Below are 24,753 nucleotides of genomic sequence, written 5' to 3'. Positions count from 1 at the left end.
GCTATACTCAATTTGTTTGATTTTTAACCGTGCTTTATAACGTTGACCGAATCGATCAAAGGATTGCGTTCGCCTGAATCGCACCTGAAGCGTGTGCGATTCAGGCGAGCGCAATCTTACTTCTAACTCGGTCAACGTACGAAACTACTTTACGCACACGAAAGGTTGTGACAACCCTAATGGATCATGCTCGTACTCCGCTCTTCACCGCGCTTAAGCGCCATGCGGACCAAAATCCGGTACAGTTTCACATTCCAGGTCACAAGAAAGGAATGGGGACGGATCCGGAATTTCGTGAATTTATTGGGGATAACGCCCTTTCCATAGACCTGATCAATATCGCCCCTCTGGACGATTTGCATCAGCCGATGGGCGTCATCGAGGAAGCCCAACAGCTCGCTGCCGACGCATTCGGCGCGACGCACACGTTCTTCTCCGTTCAAGGCACCAGCAGCGCGATCATTACGATGATCCTGTCCGTGTGCGGTCCGGGAGACAAGATCATCGTGCCGCGCAACGTGCATAAGTCGGTCCTCGGCGCCATCATCTACGCGGGAGCCAAACCGGTATTCATCGCGCCGGAACGCGATACCAATCTGGGTATCGATCACGGCATCACCGTCTCTTCGGTCAAAAAAGCGCTGAAGCTGCACGGAGACGCCAAAGCGCTGCTCGTGATCAATCCGACTTATTACGGCGTGTGCGCGGATCTGCAGCAGATCGTCGCGCTCTCGCACAGCTACGGCGTGCCCGTGCTGGTCGACGAAGCGCACGGCGTCCTGATCCATTTCCACGACCAACTGCCGCTGTCGGCGATGCAGGCGGGCGCGGACATGGCCGCGACGAGCGTGCATAAGCTCGGCGGTTCGATGACGCAGAGTTCCGTTCTGAACGTCAATACGAAGAACGGCTATATCAATCCGAAGCGGGTGCAGACGGTCATCAGCATGCTGACGACCACCTCCACTTCTTACATCCTGCTGGCTTCGCTCGATACGGCACGCCGCCAGCTCGCGCTGAACGGCTACGCGATGGCCGAGCGCGCGCTCGATTTCGCCGACTACGCGCGAAGCGCGATCAACCAGATCGAAGGCTTGTACTGCTTCGGCGAAGAGATCATCGGCAGCGAAGCGACGTACGATTACGATCCGACCAAGATCACGATCCAAGTCCGCCGCCTCGGCATCACCGGTTACGAAGCCGAGAACTGGCTGCGCGACAACCATAACATCGAAGTCGAGATGAGCGATATGTACAACGTCCTCTGCCTGATCACCGCCGGCGACAACGAAGGCACGATCCGCGTGCTCCTCGACGCGCTGCGCGAGATGGCTCAGGAATTCCGGGGACAAGGCAAGGAAGTCAAAGAACTGGCCGTCAAGATTCCGGATATCCCGCATCTGGCGCTGCTGCCTCGCGACGCTTTCTACGGCGAGACCGAGTCGATTCCGTTCAAAGAATCCGCGGACCGCATCATCGCCGAATTCATCTACGTGTATCCGCCGGGCATTCCGATCCTGCTGCCGGGCGAAGTCATCACGCAGGAAAATATCGATTACATTACCGACCACGTCGAAGTGGGACTGCCGGTCAAAGGACCGGAAGACCGCTCCGTGAAGTTCGTCAAAGTCATCGTGGAACCGGGCGCCATTCGTTAAAGCCCGTCAGCAAACGGCCGCATTCGCGGCCGTTTTTTTGTCGGTTCCCGCTTCGCGTGCCTGTCGTTTCCGCCGTCCGGCATGCGCACGAAAAAACGGATGTTCTCGCGGGAGAACATCCGTTTCAAGAAAGGGCGGCATCGCGAATCGGGCCGCCGCGTCTTCTTACTCTTCTTCGCTTTGCGCGGCAACCAGCTCGTTGTAAGCCGCTTCGACTTTTTCCCATTCCGCTTCTTCCTCGATGTTGACGAGAACGGTCTCGCCGTCTTCTTCTTCGAGGCGCAGAATGAAGCCGTCGGCTTCCGGGTTGTTGCGCTCGAGCAGGAGCGCGTAGACGTCTTCGCCGACGTCGAAGGTCTGCACGAGAACCATTTCTTTCTCGTTGCCGTCTTCGTCGCTGAACGCGACTACGATTTCTTCGTCGTGACTATGGTCATGACCGCATCCGCAATCGTCGCCGTGCTCGTGATTGTGAGAGTGGTTATGTTCGTGTTCGCTCATTGTGGTAAACCCTCGTTTCTCCGGCCGATGCGCAACAGGCGCACGGGCCCTGAATTTAATGGACACTGCTTATCCTACCACTTCGCCCGTCCGAGGTCAATTTGCTTACGCGCGCATAATCAGTCGACGGCGTTGATCGCTTTTTGCGCGACCATCGAGTATCCTCCGCTGCTTTTTTTGATGTAAAATTCGACGTAATATTTGCCCGCGCGATTGAAATCGTAAGTAAAATCGTACGTCTTGAACCAGAAGTTGTCTTTGCGGGAACTCAACTCCTGAGACTGAATGTCTTTGAGGTCGCCGGAAGGATTGCGAATGGATACCTTGACCGAATCGATATCCGTATTCAGACTGTCGACCTGCGAAAAAATGTAAAATTTCAACTTGCCTACGTTCACGTTCCCGAACGGCGTATCTCCTTTGAACAGGAAAATATCGACGTTGGGCTTCGTGAAACTGACCGTGCCCGTATTCTCGTTATATTCGGCCAAACCGTCGAACTCGCGAACCGGCACGTAAGTCGTGCCGTCGATCAGATAACCCCCGGTGCTTACCGCACTCCCGTTGATTAAGACTTTGATCTTCTGAAACGCCGAGTCGGCAAACGCCGCGGAACCGCTCACCAGCGATAAAGCCAGCGCGCAGACCGCAATTTTCTTCCACTTCATGTTCGGGCGTCATCCTCTCTGTATGATCTATGGGAACCTTTAAGCCGACGCAGCCCCTCTGCCCAGCTTCGGCCTCTTTTCTCGAAAGGCCGTTCTCATAGATGTATACTCGGGCTCCGCTGTCAAGTTGCGGTCGTTTTGTTGATTCCCGCGGGGAAATCGTCCATAATGGGGCGGAAGAAACGGCAGGCATCTTAAGGGTCCGCCGACTACAGAAATGGGGGCATACGCGATGAATCTGCAAATGATCGGAACAGGTAACGCCTTTGCCAAAAAATACTTCAATAACAACGCGCTGATCGAGCAGGACGGATTCAAGCTGCTGATCGACTGCGGCATCACCGCGCCTCTGGCGCTGTACGAGCTGGGCATCGGCATGGAAGAGATCGACGCGGTGCTGATCACGCACACGCACGGGGATCATGTCGGCGGTCTGGAAGAGTACGGATTTCAGATGAAATTCAAGCACGGGCGCAAGCCGGTACTGTATCTGGCGGACGCGCTCGTCGATCCGTTATGGACGAATACGCTGTCGGGCGGCATGACGCAGGACGGGCTGGAACGTCTGGAAGACGCGTTCGACGTAAGGACGCTGCGGGTAGGCGACGTTCAGGAACTGGCGCCGAATCTCTGCGTCGAGCTGATCCGCACGCAGCATATCCGAGGCAAAAAAAGCTATTCGCTCGTTCTTAACCGCGACGTCTTCTACAGCGCGGACATGACGTTCGATCCGGAGCTGCTGACCACTCTCGTTCGCGATCGCGGCATTCGGCGCATCTTCCACGAAGTGCAGCTCGAAGGGCCGGGCGAAGTTCATACGACGCTGAACGAACTGCTGTCTCTGCCGGAAGAGATTCAAGCGATCACGAAGCTGATGCATTACGCGGACAACAAGGACCAGTTCGAAGGACGGACGGGAAAAATGGAGTTCCTGGAGCAGGGCTTGGTGTATTCGATCTAGGACGCTGACCGAAAATATAGAAAAAGCCGATCTCCGCGTAATGCGGGAGATCGGCTTTTTACGTAACATCGATATGTTGATAAGCAAGGCAAAAGACAGTGTGGCAGCCGGAAGCTTAGATCCCGGTCCAGACGTCTTTCACGTAACGGCCGGCGTCTTCCAAATCGTTCAGCCAACGCTGCGCCTCTTCTTCGCTGACGCCGTGAACGTCGCGGTAAGAACGGCGCAGGGTCGTTTCGACGTCGGGAGCCATATGGACGCCGTCGCCGCAGACGTAGAAGATGCCTCCGGCATCCAGCAGGCGGATCACCTCGGCGGTGTTCTCGGCCATGCGGTGCTGCACGTAGGTCTTCGGTTGACCTTCGACGCGGGAGAACGCGGTATGCAGTTTCACGATGCCTTCTTCGGCATACGATTCCAGTTCGTCCCGATACAGGAAGTCGGTCTCGGGGCTGCGGCAGCCGAAGTAGAGCTGCGCTTCGCCCAGAACGGCTCCCTGCTCTTTCAGGACGCGGCGCGCCTGAAGGAAACCGCGGAACGGAGCGAGGCCCGTTCCGGGGCCGACCATCACGATCGGCGTCGCGGGATCTTCCGGCAGCGCGAAGCCGCTGCCCGGATCGCGGACGAACGCGGATACCTCCGCGCCTTCGGGAAGACCCGCCAGATAATTGGAGGCGATCCCGGCGTATTCGCCGTTCCCGCCGCGCGCGGGTCCGCGGACGACGGCGACCGTCAGGCTGAGCCGTTTCGGGTCGAGCTTCGGCGAGCTGGAGATGGAATAATAACGCGGCTTCAGCGGCGGAAGCAGCGTCAGGAAACGCTGGAATTCCATTTCGCAGGCGCGGTATTTTTCCAGAATGTCGAGCATCGTCAGGCGCTTGAACAAGACTTCGCGTTTGTAGGTCTCTTCATCCTTCATCAGCGCCTCGATCTCGACCTTATGCGGCGGACACACGGTCTTCTCCGCCAGTTCTTTGAGCTGCGCCCGCGTCGCCGGTTCCTGAAGCTCGACGCTGCCGGTCAGCAGTTCGCGCAGCTCCACCGGACGGCCCAGCGGCAGGTGCGCGGCGGCGCGGCCGCTGCCTTGAAGCTGCACGCGCGCGTCTCCTTGCAGTCCGAAACGCGCCAATACCCGGTCGACGAGCGGCCGCGGATTGCGCGGAAGCACGCCCAGATGATCGCCTTCTTTATAAGAGGCGGCTGCGGGAACTTCCAATTCGATATGCCGGGTACTGCGTTCGCCTTCGGGCGCTTGCAGCTCGACGCTGCGCAGAATCTTCATCGGCAGCGCGCCGTACGTATCGGCCAGCGGCGAAGCCGCCCGTTCGGCGTCGACGAACTCGACGCGGATGCCGGCCGGCGTTGCCTGATCCGCTTCCTCCGGCATTTTCGCTTCGATGTCCAGCGCGCGCAGAACCTCCGGCCACAGCTTTTGTTTCCAGTCGTCGAGCATCCGCTCGAAATCGTCGTTGGCGTCGCCTTCGCCGCGTTCCGACGCCCGCTCTGCGCCGAGACGTTCCAGCGCTTCGTCGACCAGCCGCGGAATGCGCTGATACGTATTCGCCCAGTTGCGGTCTCCGCAGCCGAATACGGCATAATGCAGTCCTTTCGCCGATCCGGCTTCGGCTTTATCGAGCCAAGCCATGAATTCGCCCGCGTTGGAAGGCGGCCGGCCGTTATAGGAAGCCGTCACGACGATCAGCATGCCTTCCGACGGCAGATTGCCCGCCGCGTTGTCCATCTTCGCGACCGAAGCGCGGAAGCCCAGACGCTCGCCTTCTTCGGCCAGCTCGTGCGCGATGCCTTCGGCCGTACCGAGATTGGAGCCGTAAAGGACCGTCAGCGGCGTCTCGTGGCGGTCCGCTTCGATCTCGTCGGTTCGAGGTTCCGCTTCGGCGACCGCGGCTCCGCCTGCCGAAGATGCCGCATTCGAGAGCGTCGGCGCAGGCGCCATCGGCGCGTTCGCACGAGGGCGCACCTGCATCGTGAACCCGTCCGGTTTGAGCGTCAGCGTTTCTTTGACTTTCAATTCGTATTTCGCGCCGTCGACGATATCGAAATGCCGCAGCAGCATGCCCAAGACGAGCGTCGCTTCGTGCAGCGCGAACTGCTGCCCGATGCAGGCCCGCTGCCCGTTGCCGAACGGCTTGTACGCGTCGTCCGGAATCTTGGACGGATCTTCGAAACGCTCCGGACGGAAGGCTTCGACATCGTCGCCCCAGGCGCTTTTGTCCCGATGGAGCACCGGGATCAGCACGTTGACGGCTTCGCCCGCGGCCATCGGATAACGCCCGGCGAGATTCGTGTCTTCTTTCGCGCGCAGCGAGAAAGCCGGCGCGGTCGGCCATAGCCGCAGCGTTTCGCTTAGAATCATGCGGATATATTTCATCTCGCGAACCTGCTTGTACGTCGGAGCCGCCGAATCGGTCAGGATGCCGTCCACTTCCTCCTGCGCTTTGCGCAGCGCGTCCGGGTGATGCAGCAGGAAATACAGCGCGAACGACAGCAGGCCGCTGGTCGTCTCGTGTCCCGCGATCAGGAACGTGATGATCTGATAGCGGATGTTTTCGTCCGACAGCGATTCGCCCGTATCCGGGTCCTGTCCGCCGAGCATATTGTTCAGCAGGTCTTTTTCGCCTTGATCGCCGCGTTCCCGCCGTTCTTTGACGATCTTGTCGACCAGGGAAAACATGTATTCGATGTCATGGCGCATCTGCGCCTTTTTGCCCAGCATGAGTTTGTTCTGCACGCCCAGACGCTGAAGTTGGCTCATCGACTCGTCCAGCGAACGCGTCATCGCTTCGACGAACGGATGATTGGATTCGCGATAGAAACTGTTGAAGCGGTAATGGAAGCCGCACAGTCCGATCGTATCCAGCGTCAAGCGGGTCATGTCTTCCGGCACTTCGACGAATTCGTCGGGATTGAGCCGCGCCCATTTCTGCACGAGCTGCATCGCGATGTCCACCATCATGTCGTGGTAACCGGCCATCGCCCGCTGACTGAAGCTCGGCATCAGGATATTATGCGCTTTGCGCCAATTCGGTTCTTCCGTCCAACTGGTAAATAAGCCGTCTCCGGCAAACGAGCGCACGTTTTGCAGCGGCGCCCAGACATTTTTCTCGAATCGGGATTCGTCGCAGGCGTCCGCCACCAGTTCGCGTCCCGAAATATACAGATTGCCGGGACGGCCCGGCAGGTCCATCTTGAAGATCGGGCCTTGTTCTTCCGCCAGCTTCATCAGCGACTGCACCGGAGCTTTCGTATCGACCAACGGCAGGTTGCCGAGCGGACCGAACGTTTTGGGCTGCGGAATCTTCGTTTCAGGGGTCGCCATGTTCATTCTCCTTTCGTGTCTGAAAAAAAGGCCGTTCGTCGAACGCTTTCTTGCACGAAGCAAGTCGGCAGCGTCGAAGAATGACCGAATGACCGTTTTTATTTTTCGGTTCTGGACACTCTTGTACCTTTGTCCGATTGTTCTTGCCTTGAAACGATTTTCGGGCAAAATAAGCAAAAAGCCCCCTATGCGGCGAATGCAACGCGGCGGGAGGCTCAGGCGATAAGTCCGGCAGTCCGGGATAAGCAGGATCGCGAGCGCGAACCGTTTTTCGTTTCCGTCGGCAACTCGGATCGCGACAAAAAGACGCCCCCGAAAGGACGTCCGTTTTATGCGTTTTCAGTCGGCCGCGCTTGTCTCGACGATTCGGTCGGCTTCTTGATCCGGCGTTTTCCAGATGACTTCTTCGCCGTACTTCTTGCCCCAGTCGTACATCATCCGCAGGACCGGGATCAAGCTCTCGCCGTACGCGGTCAGCGAATATTCGACTTTGGGCGGCACTTCGCGGTACACCTCGCGATGAACCAGCAGGTCTTCTTCCAGTTCGCGCAGTTGATTGGTCAGCATCTTCTGCGTGATATTCGGAATCAGCTTCTTCAGCTCGCTGAACCGCTTCGTGCCTTCGAGGCCGAGATGCCAGAGGATGATCAGTTTCCACTTGCCCCCGATGACGGCCAACGTCAATTCTTTCTCGCAGTTGATCGCCTGAAGGTCGATCCGTTCTTTCACTTCGCTTGCCATCTTCCAACCTCCTTCGCCATATTCGATTGTCCCAATAGTATACAAGAGATACGTACTCCCCTGCAAAGGAAGTAACGTTTTTTTTCATACCGGCTCTCGCGAACCCGCGCCCCGCGCAATAGTATCCTCGGCGTAACTTCCTCACTTCAAAGTGCCTTCTTCCGTCGCAAAGAGAAATCGGCATACAATAGGTGCAGCAACAACGAGCACCCGCTAATCCAACTTGACCGATAAGGAGAGAATAAATATGAAATTGCAATTGGCACTGGATCTGGTCGACATTCCGGGCGCGATCGAAATCGTCTCGGAGGTTCAATCGTTTATCGACGTGGTGGAGATCGGCACGCCGATCGTCATCAATGAAGGACTGCACGCGGTGAAGGCGCTCAAAGAAGCGTTCCCTCATCTCGACGTGCTGGCCGATCTCAAAGTCATGGACGCGGGCGGCTACGAAGTCATGAAAGCGACCGAAGCCGGCGCGAGCATCGTGACCGTACTCGGCGCGTCGAACGATTCGACGATTCGCGGCGCGGTCGAAGAAGCGAAGAAACACGGCACGCAGATCTTGATCGACATGATCAACGTGCCGAATCTGGCGGAGCGCGCCGCTCAAGTCGACGCGCTGGGCGTGGATTATATCTGCGTGCACACCGGTTACGATCTGCAAGCGGAAGGACAAAGCCCGTTCGAAGACCTGCAAGTCATCAAGTCGGCCGTGAAAAATGCCAAAACGGCGGTAGCCGGCGGCATCAAGCTCGATACGCTGCCGGGCGTGATCGCGGCGCAGCCGGATCTGGTCATCGTCGGCGGCGGCATCGCCGGCCAAGCCGACAAAGCGGCCGTGGCGGCCGAAATGCGCCGCTTGATCGAAGCGGGCGCCGCTGCGGCGCAGGTCTAAGGCCGTGAGCGGCCTTGGCCTTAACGCGGCCCCGGCGGGCACCACCGATTACGCGGCGCGGATCGCCGCCGAGCTGGCGGAAGCCGTGCGCGGCATCGATCCGGCGCAGGCCGAGCCGTTCGCCGAAGCGCTGGACCGCGCGGCGAACGTGTTTACCGCCGGAGCCGGACGTTCCGGCATGATGGCTCGGGCGCTGGCCATGCGCTTGATGCACGGAGGAAGCTCGGCCCACGTGGTGGGCGAGACGACGACGCCGGGCATCGGGCCCGGCGATCTGCTGGTGATCGCGTCCGGTTCGGGCGAGACCCGCACGCTGGTTCCGATGGCGGAGAAAGCGCGCGAACTCGGCGCGGAAGTCGCCGTCGTGACGCTGAAGCCCGATTCGACGCTGGCGAAGCTGGCGACCTTGGTCGTACGCCTTCCCGGCGCATCCAAATCCCGGGAAGACGACGATTACGAGACCATCCAACCGATGGGATCGCTGTTCGAACAGACCTTGCTGCTGTTCTTCGATGCTTCCGTCCTGCGTTTGATGCAGCGCCGCGGACTCGACGGCGGACGGATGTACGGACGTCATGCCAATCTTGAATAGACCGCTCTTCGAAAGCCGACGTTTCCTTCAGAAGGAAACGTCGGCTTTCGCCCGCTGTTCGGGCTCGCCGCCTTTATTTTCTCGACAGTCTTCCGGCGCGTTTCAAAGCTTCGTGCAGGTTTATTTGTAAGTAGACATTTTACCGATCGTTCTCTACTCCTTCCCACTGCTCATACTCGAAGTCTGAATACAGAAGGAGCCCGTTCCATGTCCAATTATACCGTGTCGGATACGATCCGCTATAAGACGTTGGCACTCTTCGCCGAACATTTCGGCATTTCGCCCGCACGGGTAAACGTTCGACTGAACGACAGCTGCGTGATCATCTGCGCGGAACGTTTTCTTCAACCGATCGTCGAGTCGTTGATTCACGAAGCTTCTCACGGCGCGCTGCAATCCACCCGGGAACTGATGGTCGGCTATTTGCTGCCCGAACTGTGCCGGTACGTGCGCGACGACTGCGGGATTCCGCTCGGAGCTCACGCTTACGATTGGAACGACGACGATCTGTCCTGCCTGATCTTCATGCTGGTCGAAGAACCGGAGTTTCTGCGCGAGAATCGTCCTTATGCGGGCCAAGACAAGATTCATCGCAGCATCGCCGCTTTGACGTATGACGTTCAGCGGTTTCCCGACAAGATTTATTCGTTCTGGTTGGACTCGCAGCTGCTCGTCGTGATTCGGGACGGCACGCTGATTCAGGTCGAAAAAGCTTTGATCGAAGACGGGCACTCCGAAGTGCTGCGCATGTCCAAACGCCGCGTGGAGAAATCGAAATTTCGCGAAGAATTTCCGTTCGACGAGAACGTAAAACGCAGCATCAGAGGCATCTATCTCGACTGGATGTTCCCGCATGACCGAAGCGTATTGGTCTACGTGTTCGACAAATCCCCTCTTCCTTGGTTAAACTGAGGCAAGGGGAATAAACAAGAACCGCTCTCACATTCCTAATTCCTTGCAAGGAGGTTCTGCTTCGTGACACTCGACCCGATCATGCCGCTCGTGGAACAAACCATATCCGCGTTGTTCCAACAAAACTTCGGCAAACTTCCGGACAACGTTCGCGTTTCCGCCAATGAAAAATGCCTGATCATTCGGCTCGAAGGCTTTATGGGAGATACCGTCAAAACGATGATCTCCGAAAATTCGTACGGCGCGTTAAGCTCTACCCGCGAGTTGATCGTCGGCTACATGCTGGCTCAACTGGGCGATCTGCTCCAAACCGAATTCGAATTGTCCGCCGCGCGTTTCTATTACGATTGGCATGACGAAGACCTGTCCTGCATCATTTCCGTCATCCTGCGCGAAGACGAACATTATGCGCTCGACGATACGTATACGCACAAAGAAGAGATCCATGACGAGGTCGCCAAGCTTACCGCTCAAGTGGAAAAAATACCTCAAAAACTCCACTCGTTCTGGGTAGACCGCGATTTTCTCGTGGTGGTCCGGCGCGGTCTGCTGATCGACTTGGAACTCGCGCTGCTCGAGGACGGGCATCAAGAGGCGCTGCGCCGAGCCAAACGCAAAGTCGAAAAAAGACAGTTGGCCCAAAAGTCCCGAGTCTCCGCCATCGTCGGCCGCAAGCTCAAAGGCGTCTATCTCGACTGGGCTTTCGAAGCGGACTCCAGCATGCTGGTCTACGCGTTCGAATCCGCAGAAGAGAACGCCGAAGCTTCTTCCGGCGCTTCGGATTCGGCTGCCCTGTCCGATTAGGCGTTATCCGAATCGGCTCCGGTTCGGCTCGGCCCATAAACCGAAGAAAGCCAAGAAGCGGCGAGATTTCGCCGCTTCTTGGCTTTTTGCTGCTTGATTCCGTTCTTTTACGTGATCTTGCCCGTACCCGGTTACTCGTTATCCCCGGTCATCTCGATCCGGTCAATGCCTTGGACGGTAATCGAGACTTCGAAACTGCCGTCGCCCACAGGACTCATGCGCAGCAGGCCTTTCTCCGCCAGATAACGGTAAGCCAACTTCTTCTCGTTCTCGCCGTTGATCTCGTCTCCGCCCATGATGGTCGGCTCGCCTCCGCGTTCGAACCAGCTGTCGTACAAGCGGCCCAGAATCTCGCGCCGAAGTCCCCGGCGGCGGTTAAACTGTCCCATGCGTTCCAACAGACATCTCCTCCTTCGCGTGTGAATCGCGGGGCTGTTCGTTCGCCCTCGGACGAAAGCCCTCACTCTCTATTACACGATTCTGATCCTGTTCGCTCAGAAAAGCAAGAGACGAACCGACAAAAAGAAGTTTCGATCGGAGCCGGAATTCAGCTGTTCAACTTCTCCAGCAGCGCCGACAGCTTCTTCTCTCCGTCCGCTTCTCCGGCGAAGCCTACGACCGCTCTCAGCGGCAGGTAACGCCCCATCGCTTCCATCAATCCGGCATGGCTGTCGTCTTCGCCTTCCGCCTCGGACGAAGCTTGAGTCTCGTCCGGTTCGGGAGCGGTAAACAACCCGCCTTTCAAGAAATCTTCCAGCATCGCTTTCTTCTCCGGCGTCAATCGGCCCGGCCGCATCAGATCGCCGACCAGCGAGTTGCGGTGCACCGGCTCGAAGATCGGCGCATCGCCTTCGACTTCCGCTCGGGCGGTCAGCGCGATATCGCGCGAAGACGAACCTACGCCCAGTTCGAACACGCCGCTTTCCACGCGCCAACCGCTTGTTTCGACGTCGTAGTAAGCAAAGGAACGACGATCAAGGACAAACGTCACGGTCGTGCTTTCGCCCGGCGCCAATTCGACCTTTTCGAATCCTTTCAATTCGCGATCCGGACGATCCACGGTACTCTCGACGTCCCGGACGTACAGCTGCACCGCTTCTTTGCCCGCGACGCTGCCGGTGTTGGTCACTTTGACGCTGACTTCGAGCCCCGCGTCGGCCGTCGTCTTCGCTTTATTCAATTTCAGATCGGAATAAGCGAACGTCGTATAAGACAATCCGAACCCGAACGGGAACAGCGGCTCGATCTTCTTCTTGTCGTAATAGCGGTAGCCGACATAGATGCCTTCGCGGTATTCGACCCGGTCTCCGACTCCCGGGAAACTCAAGAACGCCGGCGTGTCTTCCAGACGCGCCGGAAACGTCTCGGCCAGTTTGCCGGACGGGCTGACATTGCCGAACAGAATATCGGCGATCGCGCCGCCCAACGCTTGGCCGCCGAGATACGCTTCGAGCAGTCCTTTGACGCCGCCGAGCCACGGCATCTCCACCGGCGAACCGTTGCTGAGCACGACGACCAGATTGCGCTGCGCCGCCGCCAGTTCTTCGATCAAGCGCAGTTGGTTGTCCGGCAGACGCAGATGGTCGCGATCGTATCCTTCCGATTCGTACGCGTCCGGCAGTCCCGCGAACAGCACCGCCACCTCGGCTTCGCCCGCCAGCTTGACGGCTTCCGCGATCTTGGCTTCGTCCGTTTCGTCGCTTTTGAGGCTGTAGCCGTCGGCATACTTCACCTGCGCTTCGCCCGCTTCTCGGGCGAACTCTTCGTAGATGTTCTCGAGACGGGTCGGCTTGATATGCGAGCTGCCTCCTCCTTGATAACGCGGACGTCTCGCCAACTCGCCGATCACGGCGATCTTGCCCGAACGCGCCAGCGGCAGGATGCCGTCTTCGTTCTTCAGCAGTACCATGCTCTCGCGAGCGACTTTGCGCGCCAGACGATGATGTTCTTCGCGGTCGTACGTCGCGTTCTCGACTTTCTCGTCCGCGGCGCGCAGCACCACGCGCAGGATGCGTTCGACCGCCGCGTCCAATTTCGCTTCCGGCAGGCTGCCGTTCTTGACCGCTTCCACGATCTTCCCGTCGCCGATCCCGCCGCTCGAAGGCATCTCCAATTCCAAGCCGGCCGCGAGGCCTTCCGCCCGCTCGTTGACCGCTCCCCAATCGGAGACCACGAATCCTTCCAATCCCCACTCGTCTTTTAAGATATCGTTCAGCAGGTATTCGTTCTCCGAAGCATACGTGCCGTTGACCCGATTGTACGAACACATCACCGTCCACGGCTGCCCTTTCTTCACCGCGCCTTCGAAGCTGGCCAGATAGATCTCCCGCAGCGTCCGTTCGTCCGCGATCGCGTCTACCGACATCCGGCGGTGCTCCTGATTATTGACGGCAAAATGCTTCAACGACGTGCCGACGCCTTGACTCTGCACGCCTTGAATATGGCTCGCGGCGATCTCCGACGACAAATACGGATCTTCCGAAAAGTATTCGAAGTTGCGTCCGCAGAGCGGAGAGCGCTTGATGTTGGCTCCCGGTCCGAGCAGCACGGCCACGTTCTCCGCCTGACATTCTTCGCCGAGCGCCCGGCCCATGCCGCGGATCAGATCGCGGTCCCAAGACGACGCGATGCCCGCCGCCGAAGGAAAGCAGGTCGCGGGCACGCTGTCGTTCAGCCCCAGATGGTCCGCGTCCGCCGCCTGCTTGCGCAGCCCGTGCGGGCCGTCGGTCATCATCACGGACGGAATGCCCAGCCGTTCGATGCCTTTGGTATGCCAGAAATCCCGGCCCGAGCAGAGCCCCGCTTTCTCCTCCAACGTCATCTGCGCGATCCATTCCTTGATCTTCGTTTCGGCGTTCGTATGCGTATGCTGCGTCATATGAATGCATGCTCCTCTCCGTATTGGCGATTCGGCTTGAAGTCGTCCCGACCTTCTTGCGCCTATTGTAGAGCGTTTTCAAGAAGCGATTCTATTAAAAAACGGACCTTTTTTGCAAATTCCGTACTTGCGTTCTAAAATGGGAACAAGACGAAAGGAGCCGGCAAACATGAAAAACGCGAACACGGAAAACGACGAGCGCACGCCGGACGAGCGGCCGAACCGTCCGTCCGATTCGCCGCCGGCCGCGTTCTTCGAAGACCGCGAGCTGCTGCTCCGCTTGGCGCAAAGCCGTCAGGACGAACGGCTGCATCACGATCTGCCCGCCGAACGCAAGATGCTTCGGTACGTGCGCGAAGGAAGATACGAAGAACTGACGGAATTCCTGACCGATTGGAACCGGCGCGAAGATTTCGGGATTCTTTCCCGCAGCAGCATGCTCCGCCATCAGAAAAATTTGACCATCTGCGGCATCACGCTCTATACCCGCGCGGCGATCGAAGGCGGTCTGAACGCGGAGATCGCCTTCACGCTGAGCGATCTGCTGATTCAGCGTCTGGAAGAACTGCGCACGCTGGAAGAGGTCAACGAACTATCCACGGCCGCGCTCCGCGAATTCGCCCGGCGCGTACGCGACGCCCGCGAACATTCCGTCAGCGGCACGTTCGAAGCCTGTCGACAGTATATTTTCAACCATCTGTATGAAGAACTACCTCTAGCGCGCGTGGGCCGAGCCATAGGACTGAACCCCGCTTACCTGTCCCGTTTGTGCAAACAAGAAACCGGCCTGTCCCTTTCCGCTTATATTCGCCGGGAAAAAGTCGAAGAAGCGAAACGGCTGCTCGAACTTCAAGAATACGGCTTGTCCGAGATCTGCGCGCTGCTCGGGTTCAACGACCAAAGCCACTTTACCCAAGTGTTCAAAACGTGGGCCGGCGTAACGCCCGGAACGTACCGCAAACGGATTCCGAAAAAAAATTAAAGTTTTTTCGCCAAAGTGCTTGCTATACGTCTAGGTCTCATGGTATGATCTTTCTTGTCGACAAGAGATCAACGCTCGAACGGCACACATGAAGGACGGTAGCTCAGCGGGAGAGCACTATCTTGACAGGGTAGGGGTCATGGGTTCGATCCCCATCCGTCCTATACGAGCAAGGCCAGAGAAACCACCGGAAACGGTGGTTTTTTTGCGCTCTCTTTTATCGATCGCTACGCTGCGGAACTGTTCGGAAAAACAGTCCCGCTTCTCCTTATCAGTCTTCGATCCACTTCGCCATATACAGGCCGCCGTCGTCCGCCTTGATTTCGATCCGTCCGCTTCCCAACTTCTCGTTCTGCCGGTAAGCGGTCATTTCCAGCTCGGCCGAATCGGCGGCGGACGACCCCGTTTCTCTTAGAGGGCTCCAGTAGAACGTCTCCCCGGCCTTGAGGTCCATCCGATCGCCTTGTCCTCTCACCCGCGAATCGGACGGACTCCACGATAACAACTCTCCTGCCGAGGCGCGAATCTCGATGCGATCCGCTCCTTCGGCAGAGACGGCGACCGGAAAGCCGGGAACGCTGCTCATGAACATCGAATAGCGGCCGAGCGGAAACTCCGCATTCGGTTTGACGTTGATCGGCGCGCCGTCCGCCGCGTAGGCGGTCACCGCGAATCCGTCGAACCAAGCGGGCGCTCGCCCCGAATCGTTCCCGCGAAGCCATAACGGCCCGACGATCGCGAACAGAAGTACGAATGCCGCGGCAACCGCGACCATCGCCGTTCGGCGGCGGAACGGCGCGACCGAAGTCCGGGGAACGGAAGAATCCGACAGCGCCCGGCGGACAATCGATTGCTTGAGTTCGTCGCTTGCCCGAATCTCTTCGACGGCTTTCGCGTATTCATTCTTCATCGTCGATCCCTCCCGCCAGGTACGTTTTCAAACGTTCCCTGCCTCTTTTCAATCGCGTGCGCACCGTGTTCTCGTTCAGATCCAATAATTCGGCGATCTCGGCGGTACGATAACCTTCGTAATAATGCAGATGAATCACGATGCGGTATTTGGAAGGAAGCGCCAGCACCTGCGACAAGATCTCCGTACTTCGAGCAGGGACTTCCGGAAGCGGAACCTCGGCGAACAGCAGGAATCTTTTTTTCCAGCGGCTTCTTCCGACGTCGCGGCAGGCATGGAGGGTGACGCGAATGATCCAAGCTTTTTCGTGTTCGGCATCGTTGAACGTATTCCGATACTCGAACAGCTTGATCAGTACTTCCTGACATACGTCCTGCGCATCTGCCGCGTTGCCTAGACGAATAAACGCCAGACGCAGCACGAGATCCGCATATTCGTGGACTTTGTGTTCGAAATCCTGTTCTCCATGCCGCTTGTCCGTTTCCAAAAGCTCTCCTCCCTTCTCTTCTAACACGCCCGCCGCACCGAAAATGTTTCGCGACGGCCGAAAAGATTCGGACGAACGCGGAAAACCTATCGACGCGCACGCTAAACAGAGCAGCGCCGGCTTCGGCCGACGCTGCCCTGTTCATCGCTTGCTTATTCAGTAAGAAGGAACCCCGGCTGCCCGCAATTCCTCAATCGTCCGCAGCGGATACGGATCGCTTCCCGTTCTCGCTTTCTCTTTCGCCGGATCGATCCAACGCCCTTCTTCGAACGACAAGATCAGGCGGCGGATCAGCTCGTAGCCGGTATTGTGGCCGGTCCACTCGTAACGATCCCAGAGCGCGCGATCATCCCGCGAAACATGCCGCTTCACGATCGGGTTGCCCAGAATGCCTTGATCGCCCCGAGCGGGATCGATTCGGACCAGATTGTACAGCAGCTCGTCGTCGCCGAGTTCGCCGCGCCGTCCCCATTGAAGCGGATCGGGACTGATAAACAGCTCCGGAATTTCCGCGTCCATGGAAGGAACGAACCGATCCGTCAGCTTGACGGCCGCGCAGGTCTTGAAGAAGTCTTTCAGCACCATGCACGTTCCGAGCGGCTTGCGACCGTTAAGATCGATCGTACCGGGCGGCAGATCCCCGAAGTCTTCCGCCGTGCTCCCGATCGCGTAGAAAGCGGCATACGGCTTCGCCAGCAGCTGCGCCGGAATATAAAGGTTCTGTTTCAAACGGATCGAATACACGTCGTTTTCTTTCCAGACGAATCGTTTTAACATATCGGTTGTTCCCGTCTCCGCTCTCGTACCCGACTTATTCTTCTTCGTCGTCTTCGCGAATATCGTAGAACCAGAAATATTTGATCGTCGACGTGTTGATGGTACTGCCGTCGATCTCGACCCACGGATTCGATTGGATCTCCTCCGAGAGCCGCTCGAAGTCCTCCTCGCTGATCCCGATCTCCAGCACTTCGCCGTCCGTGAAATGAATGGCGATCACTACCGATTGTTCTTCTTCCATTCCGCACGCCTCCCCCGTTGGGTAATGTGTTGCCTTTAACCTTTTCGACGTGCGCCAGGTTTTTCCTGTTAACGGCCGACAATTTCGTCATCTCCTAAGTGATCTGGTAAACTGGAAAAGAAAACGGCTTCATCCATTTCGGCTTAAAGGAGGATCTTCATGCAGTTGAACCAACTGACCCGTCAGGGCGACGAGCTTCGGGAAAAAGTTGCCGCCAAAGACGATTTCCGCGCGATCACGTTATGGCTGTCGAGCGCCGCCGTCTATCTGGAAGCCCGGCATAAGAATCTCAAAGAGACCGCTTCTTTTATCGCGGAGAAAGACCGTTTCAAAGCGCTCGTCATGGAAAAGGACGAATATTCGCTGCATCTGTTCGATTCGCTGTACGGCACGCTTAAAGCGATCGAAATGCTGGAAGACATGCAGCTTCGCGAACGCAGCGAGACCAGCCGCGGCGCGCGGAACTGGAACGACTTTTAAGGAGGCCTGCCGATGAGCACTTCGCGAAACGAACATGCCGCCGAGCTGGAACGCGCCGAAGCTTCGCTCGCCGAAGCCCGGCAGCGGGTCGCGCAAGATCCGTGGAGACTCCGTTATCACGTGGCGGCGCCGGCTTATTGGATCAACGATCCCAACGGATTCTGTTTCTATCAAGGCGAATATCATCTGTTCTATCAGCATCATCCCTACTCCGCCGAATGGGGACCGATGCATTGGGGCCATGTCAAAAGCCGGGATCTCGCGCATTGGGAAACGCTGCCGATCGCGCTGGCTCCGAGCGAAGAGTATGATGCGGACGGATGCTTCTCGGGCAGCGCGATCGAAAAAGACGGGCGGCTGTGGCTGATGTATACGGGCAATCGCTGGACCGGCCTTGACCGCGACGAAGATCTGCTGCAAGTGCAGGCGCTGGCCGTCAGCGACGACGGCGTTCATTTCGAAAAATACGCCGGCAATCCGGTGCTGTCCGCGGCTCCGGAAGGGGATATTCATCCGTTCCATTTCCGCGATCCGAAAGTCTGGATTCATGAAGGCGTTTACTACTGCATCCTCGGCTCGCAGACCCGGAACCGGCGCAGCGGGCAGGTGCTGCTGTACCGTTCGGCCGATCTGACGGACTGGTCGTTCGTCGGCGTAACGGCCGGCGGAATCGAAGACCGGGACAAGCTCGGTTACATGTGGGAATGTCCCGATCTGTTCCCGCTCGGCGGACGCGACGTGCTGATCTGCTCGCCGCAGGGCGTCGCTCCTTCCGGCGATCTCTATCTCAACTTGCATCAATCCGCCGCGTTCGTGGGCGAGCTGGATTACGGGACCGGCAAGTTCGAGCACGGCGAGATGCTGCTGCTCGATCACGGATTCGACTTCTACGCGCCGCAGACGACGCTCGACGATCAAGGGCGGCGGATTCTGATCGCTTGGATGGCGATGTGGGAAGACAAGATGCCCGAGCAGGAGCGCGGCTGGGCGGGCGCGATGACGGTGCCGCGCGTCATTACGCTGGAGAACGGGCGGATCTACAGCCGCCCGGTGCCGGAACTGTCGCAGCTTCGCGGCGCCGAAGTTCGGTATGCGAACGAGCCGCTGGGTCGAGCGGACTCGGAAGCGGCGGAGCATCCCGCGCGCGCGGACGCGTCCCGAGGAACGGGCGGGTCGGTCCGAGAAGCCGGACCGACGGGTACGGACGCGCATGGCGACGCGGCAAAGCAAGCTTCGGGCGAGCCGGCGGGATACGGCGGAAGCCGCCGGTCGTTCGCCGGCGTCGAAGGCGACTGCCTCGAATTGGAGGTCGAGTTCGACGGAGGCACGGCGTCGAGATTCGGGATCGCGCTGCGGGCAGACGAAGCCCGGGGCGAAGAAACGGTGCTGGCGTACGATCGGGCCGAGGAGAAGCTGATCCTCGACCGCGAGCGCTCCGGCGCCGGGTCCGGCGGCGTGCGCCGGGCCGCTCTCCGGCTTCAGGAGGCACGCCTGAAGCTGCGGGTCTTCCTCGACCGTTCCTCGGTCGAGGTGTTCGCGCAGGACGGCGAGCGGGTCATGTCCGCGCGCATCTACCCGGATGCCGATTCGACGGGCATCTCGTTCTTCGCCGAAGGCGGGTCAGCTGCGATCGTGTCGCTGAGCTGCTGGCCGTTGGACCGGTAAGCAGGTCGAACCTCAATCGCGAACGGCGTTGACGGACCCGCGGTCCGAAGCCTACAAAAAGGCTGTACCTCCCTTCTTCTCCTTTCGGAACGAATCTCGTTCCGCTCGCCGGGAAGAATCGGACGGTGCAGCCTTTTTGCGCGGACGGCGGACGGATGCTTTCGCGTGCGGCGCGAAAAGGCGTTTCCCGGAAGAAGACGGATTGTCTTGCGCCTTTCTCAATGTTCTGTTAATGTAGAAAACATAAAAGTTCTACATTTGTAGAACAAAATTCGAAAAGGAGGGCTTCTTGATGGAATTTCGTCTGGAATCCGATTATGCCGAAGCTTACGAATGCGCGTCCAGCCTAAGCGCCTATGCCCGCCGCACTCAACATAAGACGCTTGAAGCCGGAACGGCGTGGGTCAAAGAGACCGCGGCTTCGCTGTCGCCGTCTCTGCACCGAACGCTTCAGAAACTGGGCGATCCCGAACGGTTCGATCTGCCGCTGTTCGTCTCTCTCTGCCCGGGCGACCGCACGGCGGAAACCTTCGCGAACTGGCTGTCGGCCTTGTCCCCGGGCGAACTCTACGATCTGGCTTCTTCGACGGGCGACAGCGTGCCGGCCGGTCTTCCGGAGATCAAAGACCGGGCCGCCGAAGCTCTGCTGATGTGGAACGAACAATATTTCTCCCGGATCGATCCGGCGATCTCGGCAGGATTGAAGCAGGCGGAAAAACGGTTGAAGCAAGAAATCTCGAATCGGCCGCCGGAAGAAGTCTTCGAATCCGCGACCTGCGGGATGCGTCTGTCTCCCGGCATGCAGCCGCCCGACCGCGTGATTCTGGTACCTCAATATCATCAACGGCCGTTCAACCTCTTGTCTTTCTATCCCAAGCTTGCGATCACGATGTTTCCCGTCGACGCCCTGCCGCAGCCGGAAGGCTTTCCTCCGCCCGCGCTGCTTCGCTTGGCGCGTGCGCTCGACGACGAGAGCCGCCTGCGCATTCTCCGTTTCGTCGCCGACAACGGACAAGCGACATTCACCGAGATCGTCAAACAGATCGGCATCTCCAAAAGCACGATTCATTATCACCTGATTCTGCTGCGCGCGGCCGGGCTGCTGACCGTGTATGCGGGCAGCGGCAGCAAGCTGTCGACGTACAGCCTGCGGAACGCGGATACGGGCGAGCTCGGCGCGCAGTTGACGGCTTATTTGCATCCGGCGTCTTCGCGTACGGCAAGCAGCCGCGGGTCCGTCGATCCGAACGCGGCGACAGAATGAAGAATCCGTTCGGATCGGCGTATTCCCGGTTGATAAGCGCCGTCGCGCTGAGCAGTTTCGGCGACGCGTTCGGGCTGCTGGCGATGGAATGGCTGGTCTACGGTCTCACCGGTTCCAAGCTGGCGATGGGAACGCTGGCGCTGTGCGCGGGCATTCCCGAACTTATGCTGCGGCTGCTCGGCGGACCGCTCGTCGACCGTTTTCCGAAAGGCCGCTTGATGGCGGTGCTTGCGGTCATCCGTCTGGCCGCCGTCTCGCTTCCGCTGATTCTCGGAGCAGCCGGCCGCCTCGAACTCTGGCATCTTTTTGCGGCTGCCGCGGCTACGGGCGCGTGTTCCGCGCTGTTCATGCCGGCCGCATTGGCTTCGATCCCCGCGCTGACCGGCAAAAAAGGCGGCGTGCGCGCGTTCGCGGTCATGGACGGCGTACGCAGCGGCGCGGCATTGATCGGGCCGGCCGCCGCCGGCGGCATGACCGCTCTCTGGGGCGCGCTGGCCGCTCTGGGCGTCGATGCGGCTTGTTACGCCGCAGGCGCCCTGCTGCTGCTGTCGCTTCCGGCTTCGGTCATGTCGGCTTCGGCGTATTCGGCTTCCCGGCCCGCCGATCACGAACCCCCGTCCGGGAAATCCGGCGGCAGGCTCCCGATCCGCATTCTGCTAACTAACTATGTCGGAGAAATTCGGGAAGGATTCGGATTCTATCGCCATTATCCGGCCATGCTGCTCGTGATGCTGCTGGTCTCGATCAGCAATATGGGGTCCGGCGCGGTCTGGACCATGATGGTGCCTTACGGCCGGGAGATTCTCCGGCAGGACGCCGCGGCGATCGGCCTGCTCGCGACCGTTTCTTCGTTGGGCACCGCGGCAGGCATCGCGTTGATCGCTTGGATCGGCGAAGTCCGGCGGTACAAACGCTGGATGCTGGGCAGCCTCTCGTTAATCGGCCTGCTGTATATGGCGATGGGCTTGACCTCCGATTACGGACTGGCTCTCGCGCTGGTATTCTTGATTGGACTGTCTTCGCCGTTCTTCTCGTCGCTCAGTTCTTCGCTGTACGGACGCCTCGTTCCCGACGGCATGCAAGGCCGCGTCAATACGATTCGTTATTTCATCGGCGGCTCGCTTCAGCCGGCCGGCGGATTCCTCGGCGGCGCGATCGGCCACGCTTGGGGCCTTCCCGCGTTATTCCTAATCGCGGGCGGCTTACCGCTGTTGTGCTCGCTCGGCGCGCTGCCTTCCCGGCTGCTGAACCGTCTGGATGCCGAACCTGCCGATCCCTCGAATCCTTCTGCATCGGCAGGTCGAGCTTGACGGCGGGACAGAACGAAACGAAAAGCAGAAGAACGCCGCTTTTCCCGTTCTTCTCAAACCGCCTCGGAAGCCGCGCCGGAGCGGAAGAAAGCCGATTCCCTAAGAATTCCTTTCCTGTAGTTTGCTAAGCAGCTTCTCTAACGGATCGTAGATTCCTTAGGAGCGCGAAAAACCTTTTTTCGAACGGCTAACGGAACGTCGATTCCTTAGCCGTCCGATTGTCGTCTTTTTCGGCCGGAAATCCGTCTATTTTCATTCTAGGCGTCATCTGGATCCGTTAGCATTTTAAAACCGTTCGAAATGCCCGCTAAGCGTCGCTTCGTTCCGTTAGAAAGCAAGCGCGCATCACGCTCGATGCGGACGAGATCGCAGCGGCAGCTTAATTGGCAAAATCGCCGGCGAATCGGCATTCCGTCGCGCTTTTTCGCCGCAAAATCGTAAAAAGTCTCCCTCGCATTCTCATTGTTGGCTACGCTTACAAGGTTTATAATGGAAACATCAATCACGGAAGGTGGCGGTGACAGTGACAGCTCCTAATCTTCTGTATCAGATTCTCAAAGAAATCCAATGGGAGAAAGATCCGACGGCATCGGGTCTCGGCGTCGATCAACGGGAATTCATGAGAGCGCTTCACGAGGTGGATCAGGCAGGGTATGCTTCCAATATTTCATTTCTTCAAACCAACGGCGGCGAAGCGATTCCGTTCGCGGAATATTCCCGTCTCAGACCGGCGGGCCGGGAATTCATTCGGAATTACGAACGCGGCGGTCGATGAATACTCGCGGCAGGCCGAAACAGCATCGAAGCACCGGGTCCCTTCACGGAACCCGGTGCTTCGGCGTTTGCGGTACGTATTCAAGTCCGAAAGTTCTGCTTGACGGCAAACCGAGTGCCATGACCCAGCATAATGTTAGGTTGCGTTTGACGGATGCTGCGGTCTCTCTCCGACTTCGATCGCCCGAATGATCCGCGCCGGATTGCCGCCCACGATAACGTTATCCGGAACGTTCTTGGTCACGACGGCACCCGAAGCGACGACGACGTTATCGCCGATCGTCACGCCGGGATTGACGATCGCGCGGCCGCCGATCCAGACGTTGTCGCCGATCGCGATCGGCTTGCCGTATTCCGGCCCGGCGATCCGTTCGTACGGATCGATCGGATGCGTCGCCGTATAGAGGCTGACGCCCGGCGCGAACATGCAGTTGTCGCCGATGCGCACTTCGCATACGTCGAGAATGGTGCAGTCGAAGTTGGCGAAGAAGTTCTCTCCGACATGAATGTTATAGCCGTAATCGACTCTGAGGTTCGGCTCCATGTATACGTTTTCCCCCGTCGAACCGAACAACTCTTTCAGCAGTTCGACGCGGCGCTCATGTTCTTCCTCGGTCGTCGCGTTGAACAAGCGGACCAGCTTTTTGGCATGCAGGCTTTCCCGCCGAAGTTCCTCGTCCCAAGCTTTGTAGAGCTCGCCCGCGATCATTTTTTCTTTTTCCGTACGCTGCGTCATAGGTTCTCTCCTTCTGCTGTACTTGATCTCAATACTTCTTCTCGACCAGTTCGAACGAATAAGACAGGCTTTCCAGCGTCATCGCGATCAGCCCTTCGATATAAGGTTCCCGCGGCGCTTCGAGAAACGTCAATTCGGGCATGTGTTCGGGCGGAATGACGGCCAGACATCGCTCCCGGATCGCGGCCAGATCGGATGCGGCGACCTGAGCGCCCGTCAAAGCCACGATCTTGGGATTGACGATCGCGGCCAGACTCGCTACCGCATGGGCGGCGAGCGGAACGAACGTTTCTTTGACGTTCAAGCGGCGCAGTTGTTCTTCCCGCGAGACGCCGAACGGCAGAAACGACACTTCGCCCGCGAAACGGCTGCTTCCCCGATGGATCCGTCCGTCGATCATCAGCCCCGCTCCCGGAAAACAGCCGCGTTCGAAGATCATCGCCGCGACGGTTCCCGGCTCTTCCCATTCGTTTCGGCGATACAAACCGTACACGGTCAGATTCATGTCGTTCTCGACCGTGACTTTGATCGCGTATTTCTCTCGAAGGCGTCCGGCCAGCGGCACGCCGATCAATTCGGCCGCGTCGCAAATATGGATCACGCCTTTGTGCACCAATCCCGGGATGCCGATGCCCAGCGCTTTGATCTGCGGATAGTTGACCAGCAGCCTGCCGACGAGCGTATCGATCGCGGCTTCGTCGAGGGCGGCCGCTTCTTCGGACCGCCGTTCCAACACGCGTCCGAACGAATCGGCGACCGCATAGATCAGCATCGGACGCTCGAGCTCGTATACGGCGCAAACGCACGCGATATGCGAATGGTCCGCGTTGTAGACGAAACGACGCGCACGCCGGCCGCCGCTCGATTCTTCCGGTTCGTCTTCCAGCGCTTCTCCGGTCTCCAGCATCTCGCCCAGCAGCGTGCCGCAGGTAGCGACGCTGAGCCCGGTCGTTTGCGCGATCTGCGACTTAGTCGCGGATTCCGACGCTCGCAGCGCCTGACGGACGCGTTCTTCGTTCATCCTTTTGACTTTGATCGAGCTGGGCGTAACCGAATTCATCAGGCTTCCTCCTTTGCTTTTTCGAACTTTCGATAATACTTAACGAAAGTTAAATCATAAGTTTGACTATAGACGTTTCCGGTTTGTTCGTCCAGTGTTATTTTTGCTGCTTCTTCC

24 protein-coding genes and 1 tRNA gene are annotated in these 24,753 nt (G+C 58.5%); 13 read left to right on the top strand and 12 right to left on the bottom strand.

The genetic code is table 11. The annotated features are described in order from the left end of the window. Positions 1 to 179: 179 nt before the first annotated feature. Positions 180 to 1,658 (top strand): aminotransferase class I/II-fold pyridoxal phosphate-dependent enzyme, encoded by a 1,479-nt coding sequence (locus CDO73_RS15620; protein WP_088489444.1) that lies wholly within the window; start codon positions 180 to 182, stop codon positions 1,656 to 1,658. Positions 1,659 to 1,823: 165 nt separating this feature from the next. Here CDO73_RS15620 and CDO73_RS15615 read toward each other — a convergent pair whose 3' ends face one another. Both CDO73_RS15615 and CDO73_RS15610 read right to left on the bottom strand, forming a co-directional pair. Then, positions 1,824 to 2,159 carry a DUF1292 domain-containing protein gene (locus tag CDO73_RS15615; protein ID WP_088489443.1) on the bottom strand — a complete coding sequence of 112 codons (336 nt, stop codon included), beginning with the start codon at positions 2,157 to 2,159 and terminating at the stop codon, positions 1,824 to 1,826. Between the two features lie 119 nt (positions 2,160 to 2,278). Further along, a complete protein-coding gene (locus CDO73_RS15610; protein WP_088489442.1) occupies positions 2,279 to 2,827 on the bottom strand; it encodes a stalk domain-containing protein in 549 nt (182 codons plus the stop codon). A 232-nt stretch (positions 2,828 to 3,059) separates the two neighbouring features. Between CDO73_RS15610 and CDO73_RS15605 the strand changes: the two genes are divergently transcribed. Further along, entirely contained in the window at positions 3,060 to 3,788 is a 729-nt protein-coding gene (locus tag CDO73_RS15605) for an MBL fold metallo-hydrolase (protein WP_088489441.1), read from the top strand. A 115-nt stretch (positions 3,789 to 3,903) separates the two neighbouring features. Here the strand turns inward: CDO73_RS15605 and CDO73_RS15600 are convergent, their stop codons facing one another. Beyond that, on the bottom strand, positions 3,904 to 7,125 hold the full coding sequence (locus CDO73_RS15600; RefSeq protein ID WP_088489440.1) for a bifunctional cytochrome P450/NADPH--P450 reductase: 3,222 nt from the start codon (positions 7,123 to 7,125) through the stop codon (positions 3,904 to 3,906). A 339-nt stretch (positions 7,126 to 7,464) separates the two neighbouring features. Beyond that, on the bottom strand, positions 7,465 to 7,866 hold the full coding sequence (locus tag CDO73_RS15595; protein WP_088489439.1) for a winged helix-turn-helix transcriptional regulator: 402 nt from the start codon (positions 7,864 to 7,866) through the stop codon (positions 7,465 to 7,467). A gap of 247 nt (positions 7,867 to 8,113) precedes the next feature. Here CDO73_RS15595 and hxlA point away from each other — a divergent pair, with 247 nt between their 5' ends. From hxlA to CDO73_RS15575, 4 genes are all read left to right on the top strand, one after another. Then, positions 8,114 to 8,764 (top strand): 3-hexulose-6-phosphate synthase, encoded by a 651-nt coding sequence (gene hxlA, locus CDO73_RS15590; protein WP_088489438.1) that lies wholly within the window; start codon positions 8,114 to 8,116, stop codon positions 8,762 to 8,764. A gap of 4 nt (positions 8,765 to 8,768) precedes the next feature. Further along, on the top strand, positions 8,769 to 9,356 hold the full coding sequence (hxlB, locus tag CDO73_RS15585) for a 6-phospho-3-hexuloisomerase (protein WP_088489437.1): 588 nt from the start codon (positions 8,769 to 8,771) through the stop codon (positions 9,354 to 9,356). Between the two features lie 207 nt (positions 9,357 to 9,563). Further along, a complete protein-coding gene (locus CDO73_RS15580) occupies positions 9,564 to 10,268 on the top strand; it encodes a Na-translocating system protein MpsC family protein (protein ID WP_088489436.1) in 705 nt (234 codons plus the stop codon). Positions 10,269 to 10,331: 63 nt separating this feature from the next. Beyond that, a complete protein-coding gene (locus CDO73_RS15575) occupies positions 10,332 to 11,072 on the top strand; it encodes a Na-translocating system protein MpsC family protein (RefSeq protein WP_143536137.1) in 741 nt (246 codons plus the stop codon). A 131-nt stretch (positions 11,073 to 11,203) separates the two neighbouring features. Here the strand turns inward: CDO73_RS15575 and CDO73_RS15570 are convergent, their stop codons facing one another. Continuing rightward, positions 11,204 to 11,470 carry a hypothetical protein gene (locus CDO73_RS15570; protein WP_088489434.1) on the bottom strand — a complete coding sequence of 89 codons (267 nt, stop codon included), beginning with the start codon at positions 11,468 to 11,470 and terminating at the stop codon, positions 11,204 to 11,206. Positions 11,471 to 11,619: 149 nt separating this feature from the next. Then, positions 11,620 to 13,950, bottom strand: coding sequence for a beta-glucosidase family protein (locus CDO73_RS15565; protein WP_088489433.1), 2,331 nt, complete (start codon positions 13,948 to 13,950; stop codon positions 11,620 to 11,622). A 169-nt stretch (positions 13,951 to 14,119) separates the two neighbouring features. Here CDO73_RS15565 and CDO73_RS15560 point away from each other — a divergent pair, with 169 nt between their 5' ends. Next, the gene (locus tag CDO73_RS15560; RefSeq protein ID WP_179218717.1) at positions 14,120 to 14,932 is read left to right on the top strand and encodes a helix-turn-helix domain-containing protein; all 813 of its coding nucleotides are present in this window, start codon (positions 14,120 to 14,122) and stop codon (positions 14,930 to 14,932) included. A gap of 92 nt (positions 14,933 to 15,024) precedes the next feature. Then, positions 15,025 to 15,096, top strand: a tRNA-Val gene (locus tag CDO73_RS15555). 107 nt (positions 15,097 to 15,203) lie between these two features. Here the strand turns inward: CDO73_RS15555 and CDO73_RS15550 are convergent. The 4 genes from CDO73_RS15550 to CDO73_RS15535 all read right to left on the bottom strand — a co-directional run bounded on the left by CDO73_RS15550 (position 15,204) and on the right by CDO73_RS15535 (position 17,347). Further along, a complete protein-coding gene (locus tag CDO73_RS15550) occupies positions 15,204 to 15,842 on the bottom strand; it encodes a hypothetical protein (protein ID WP_088489431.1) in 639 nt (212 codons plus the stop codon). Then, a complete protein-coding gene (locus tag CDO73_RS15545) occupies positions 15,832 to 16,329 on the bottom strand; it encodes a sigma-70 family RNA polymerase sigma factor (RefSeq protein WP_088489430.1) in 498 nt (165 codons plus the stop codon). The genes CDO73_RS15550 and CDO73_RS15545 overlap by 11 nt, the downstream gene beginning before the upstream one ends. A 156-nt stretch (positions 16,330 to 16,485) precedes the next feature. Beyond that, a complete protein-coding gene (locus CDO73_RS15540; RefSeq protein WP_088489429.1) occupies positions 16,486 to 17,106 on the bottom strand; it encodes a hypothetical protein in 621 nt (206 codons plus the stop codon). Positions 17,107 to 17,140: 34 nt separating this feature from the next. Continuing rightward, a complete protein-coding gene (locus tag CDO73_RS15535; protein WP_088489428.1) occupies positions 17,141 to 17,347 on the bottom strand; it encodes a hypothetical protein in 207 nt (68 codons plus the stop codon). 159 nt (positions 17,348 to 17,506) lie between these two features. Here CDO73_RS15535 and CDO73_RS15530 point away from each other — a divergent pair, with 159 nt between their 5' ends. The 5 genes from CDO73_RS15530 to CDO73_RS15510 all read left to right on the top strand — a co-directional run bounded on the left by CDO73_RS15530 (position 17,507) and on the right by CDO73_RS15510 (position 22,841). Further along, positions 17,507 to 17,827 carry a hypothetical protein gene (locus tag CDO73_RS15530; RefSeq protein WP_088489427.1) on the top strand — a complete coding sequence of 107 codons (321 nt, stop codon included), beginning with the start codon at positions 17,507 to 17,509 and terminating at the stop codon, positions 17,825 to 17,827. A gap of 12 nt (positions 17,828 to 17,839) precedes the next feature. Then, entirely contained in the window at positions 17,840 to 19,492 is a 1,653-nt protein-coding gene (locus CDO73_RS15525) for a glycoside hydrolase family 32 protein (RefSeq protein WP_088489426.1), read from the top strand. 292 nt (positions 19,493 to 19,784) lie between these two features. Next, complete coding sequence (locus tag CDO73_RS15520) at positions 19,785 to 20,756, top strand: ArsR/SmtB family transcription factor (protein ID WP_088489425.1); 972 nt, start codon at positions 19,785 to 19,787, stop codon at positions 20,754 to 20,756. Beyond that, positions 20,753 to 22,066, top strand: coding sequence for an MFS transporter (locus tag CDO73_RS15515; protein ID WP_088489424.1), 1,314 nt, complete (start codon positions 20,753 to 20,755; stop codon positions 22,064 to 22,066). The genes CDO73_RS15520 and CDO73_RS15515 overlap by 4 nt, the downstream gene beginning before the upstream one ends. A gap of 523 nt (positions 22,067 to 22,589) precedes the next feature. Then, positions 22,590 to 22,841 carry a hypothetical protein gene (locus CDO73_RS15510; RefSeq protein WP_088489423.1) on the top strand — a complete coding sequence of 84 codons (252 nt, stop codon included), beginning with the start codon at positions 22,590 to 22,592 and terminating at the stop codon, positions 22,839 to 22,841. 135 nt (positions 22,842 to 22,976) lie between these two features. Here CDO73_RS15510 and CDO73_RS15505 read toward each other — a convergent pair whose 3' ends face one another. Further along, on the bottom strand, positions 22,977 to 23,576 hold the full coding sequence (locus CDO73_RS15505) for a sugar O-acetyltransferase (RefSeq protein WP_088489422.1): 600 nt from the start codon (positions 23,574 to 23,576) through the stop codon (positions 22,977 to 22,979). Between the two features lie 28 nt (positions 23,577 to 23,604). After that, positions 23,605 to 24,636, bottom strand: a complete 1,032-nt coding sequence (locus tag CDO73_RS15500) for an ROK family protein (protein ID WP_088489421.1) — start codon at positions 24,634 to 24,636, stop codon at positions 23,605 to 23,607. Between the last annotated feature and the right edge of the window lie 117 nt (positions 24,637 to 24,753).

It is taken from the genome of Saccharibacillus sp. O23, assembly GCF_002205895.1.
Taxonomy (GTDB): Bacteria; Bacillota; Bacilli; order Paenibacillales; family Paenibacillaceae; genus Saccharibacillus.
Note: the sequence above shows the minus strand (reverse complement) of the source record. Positions and strands in the feature narration are given on the sequence as shown.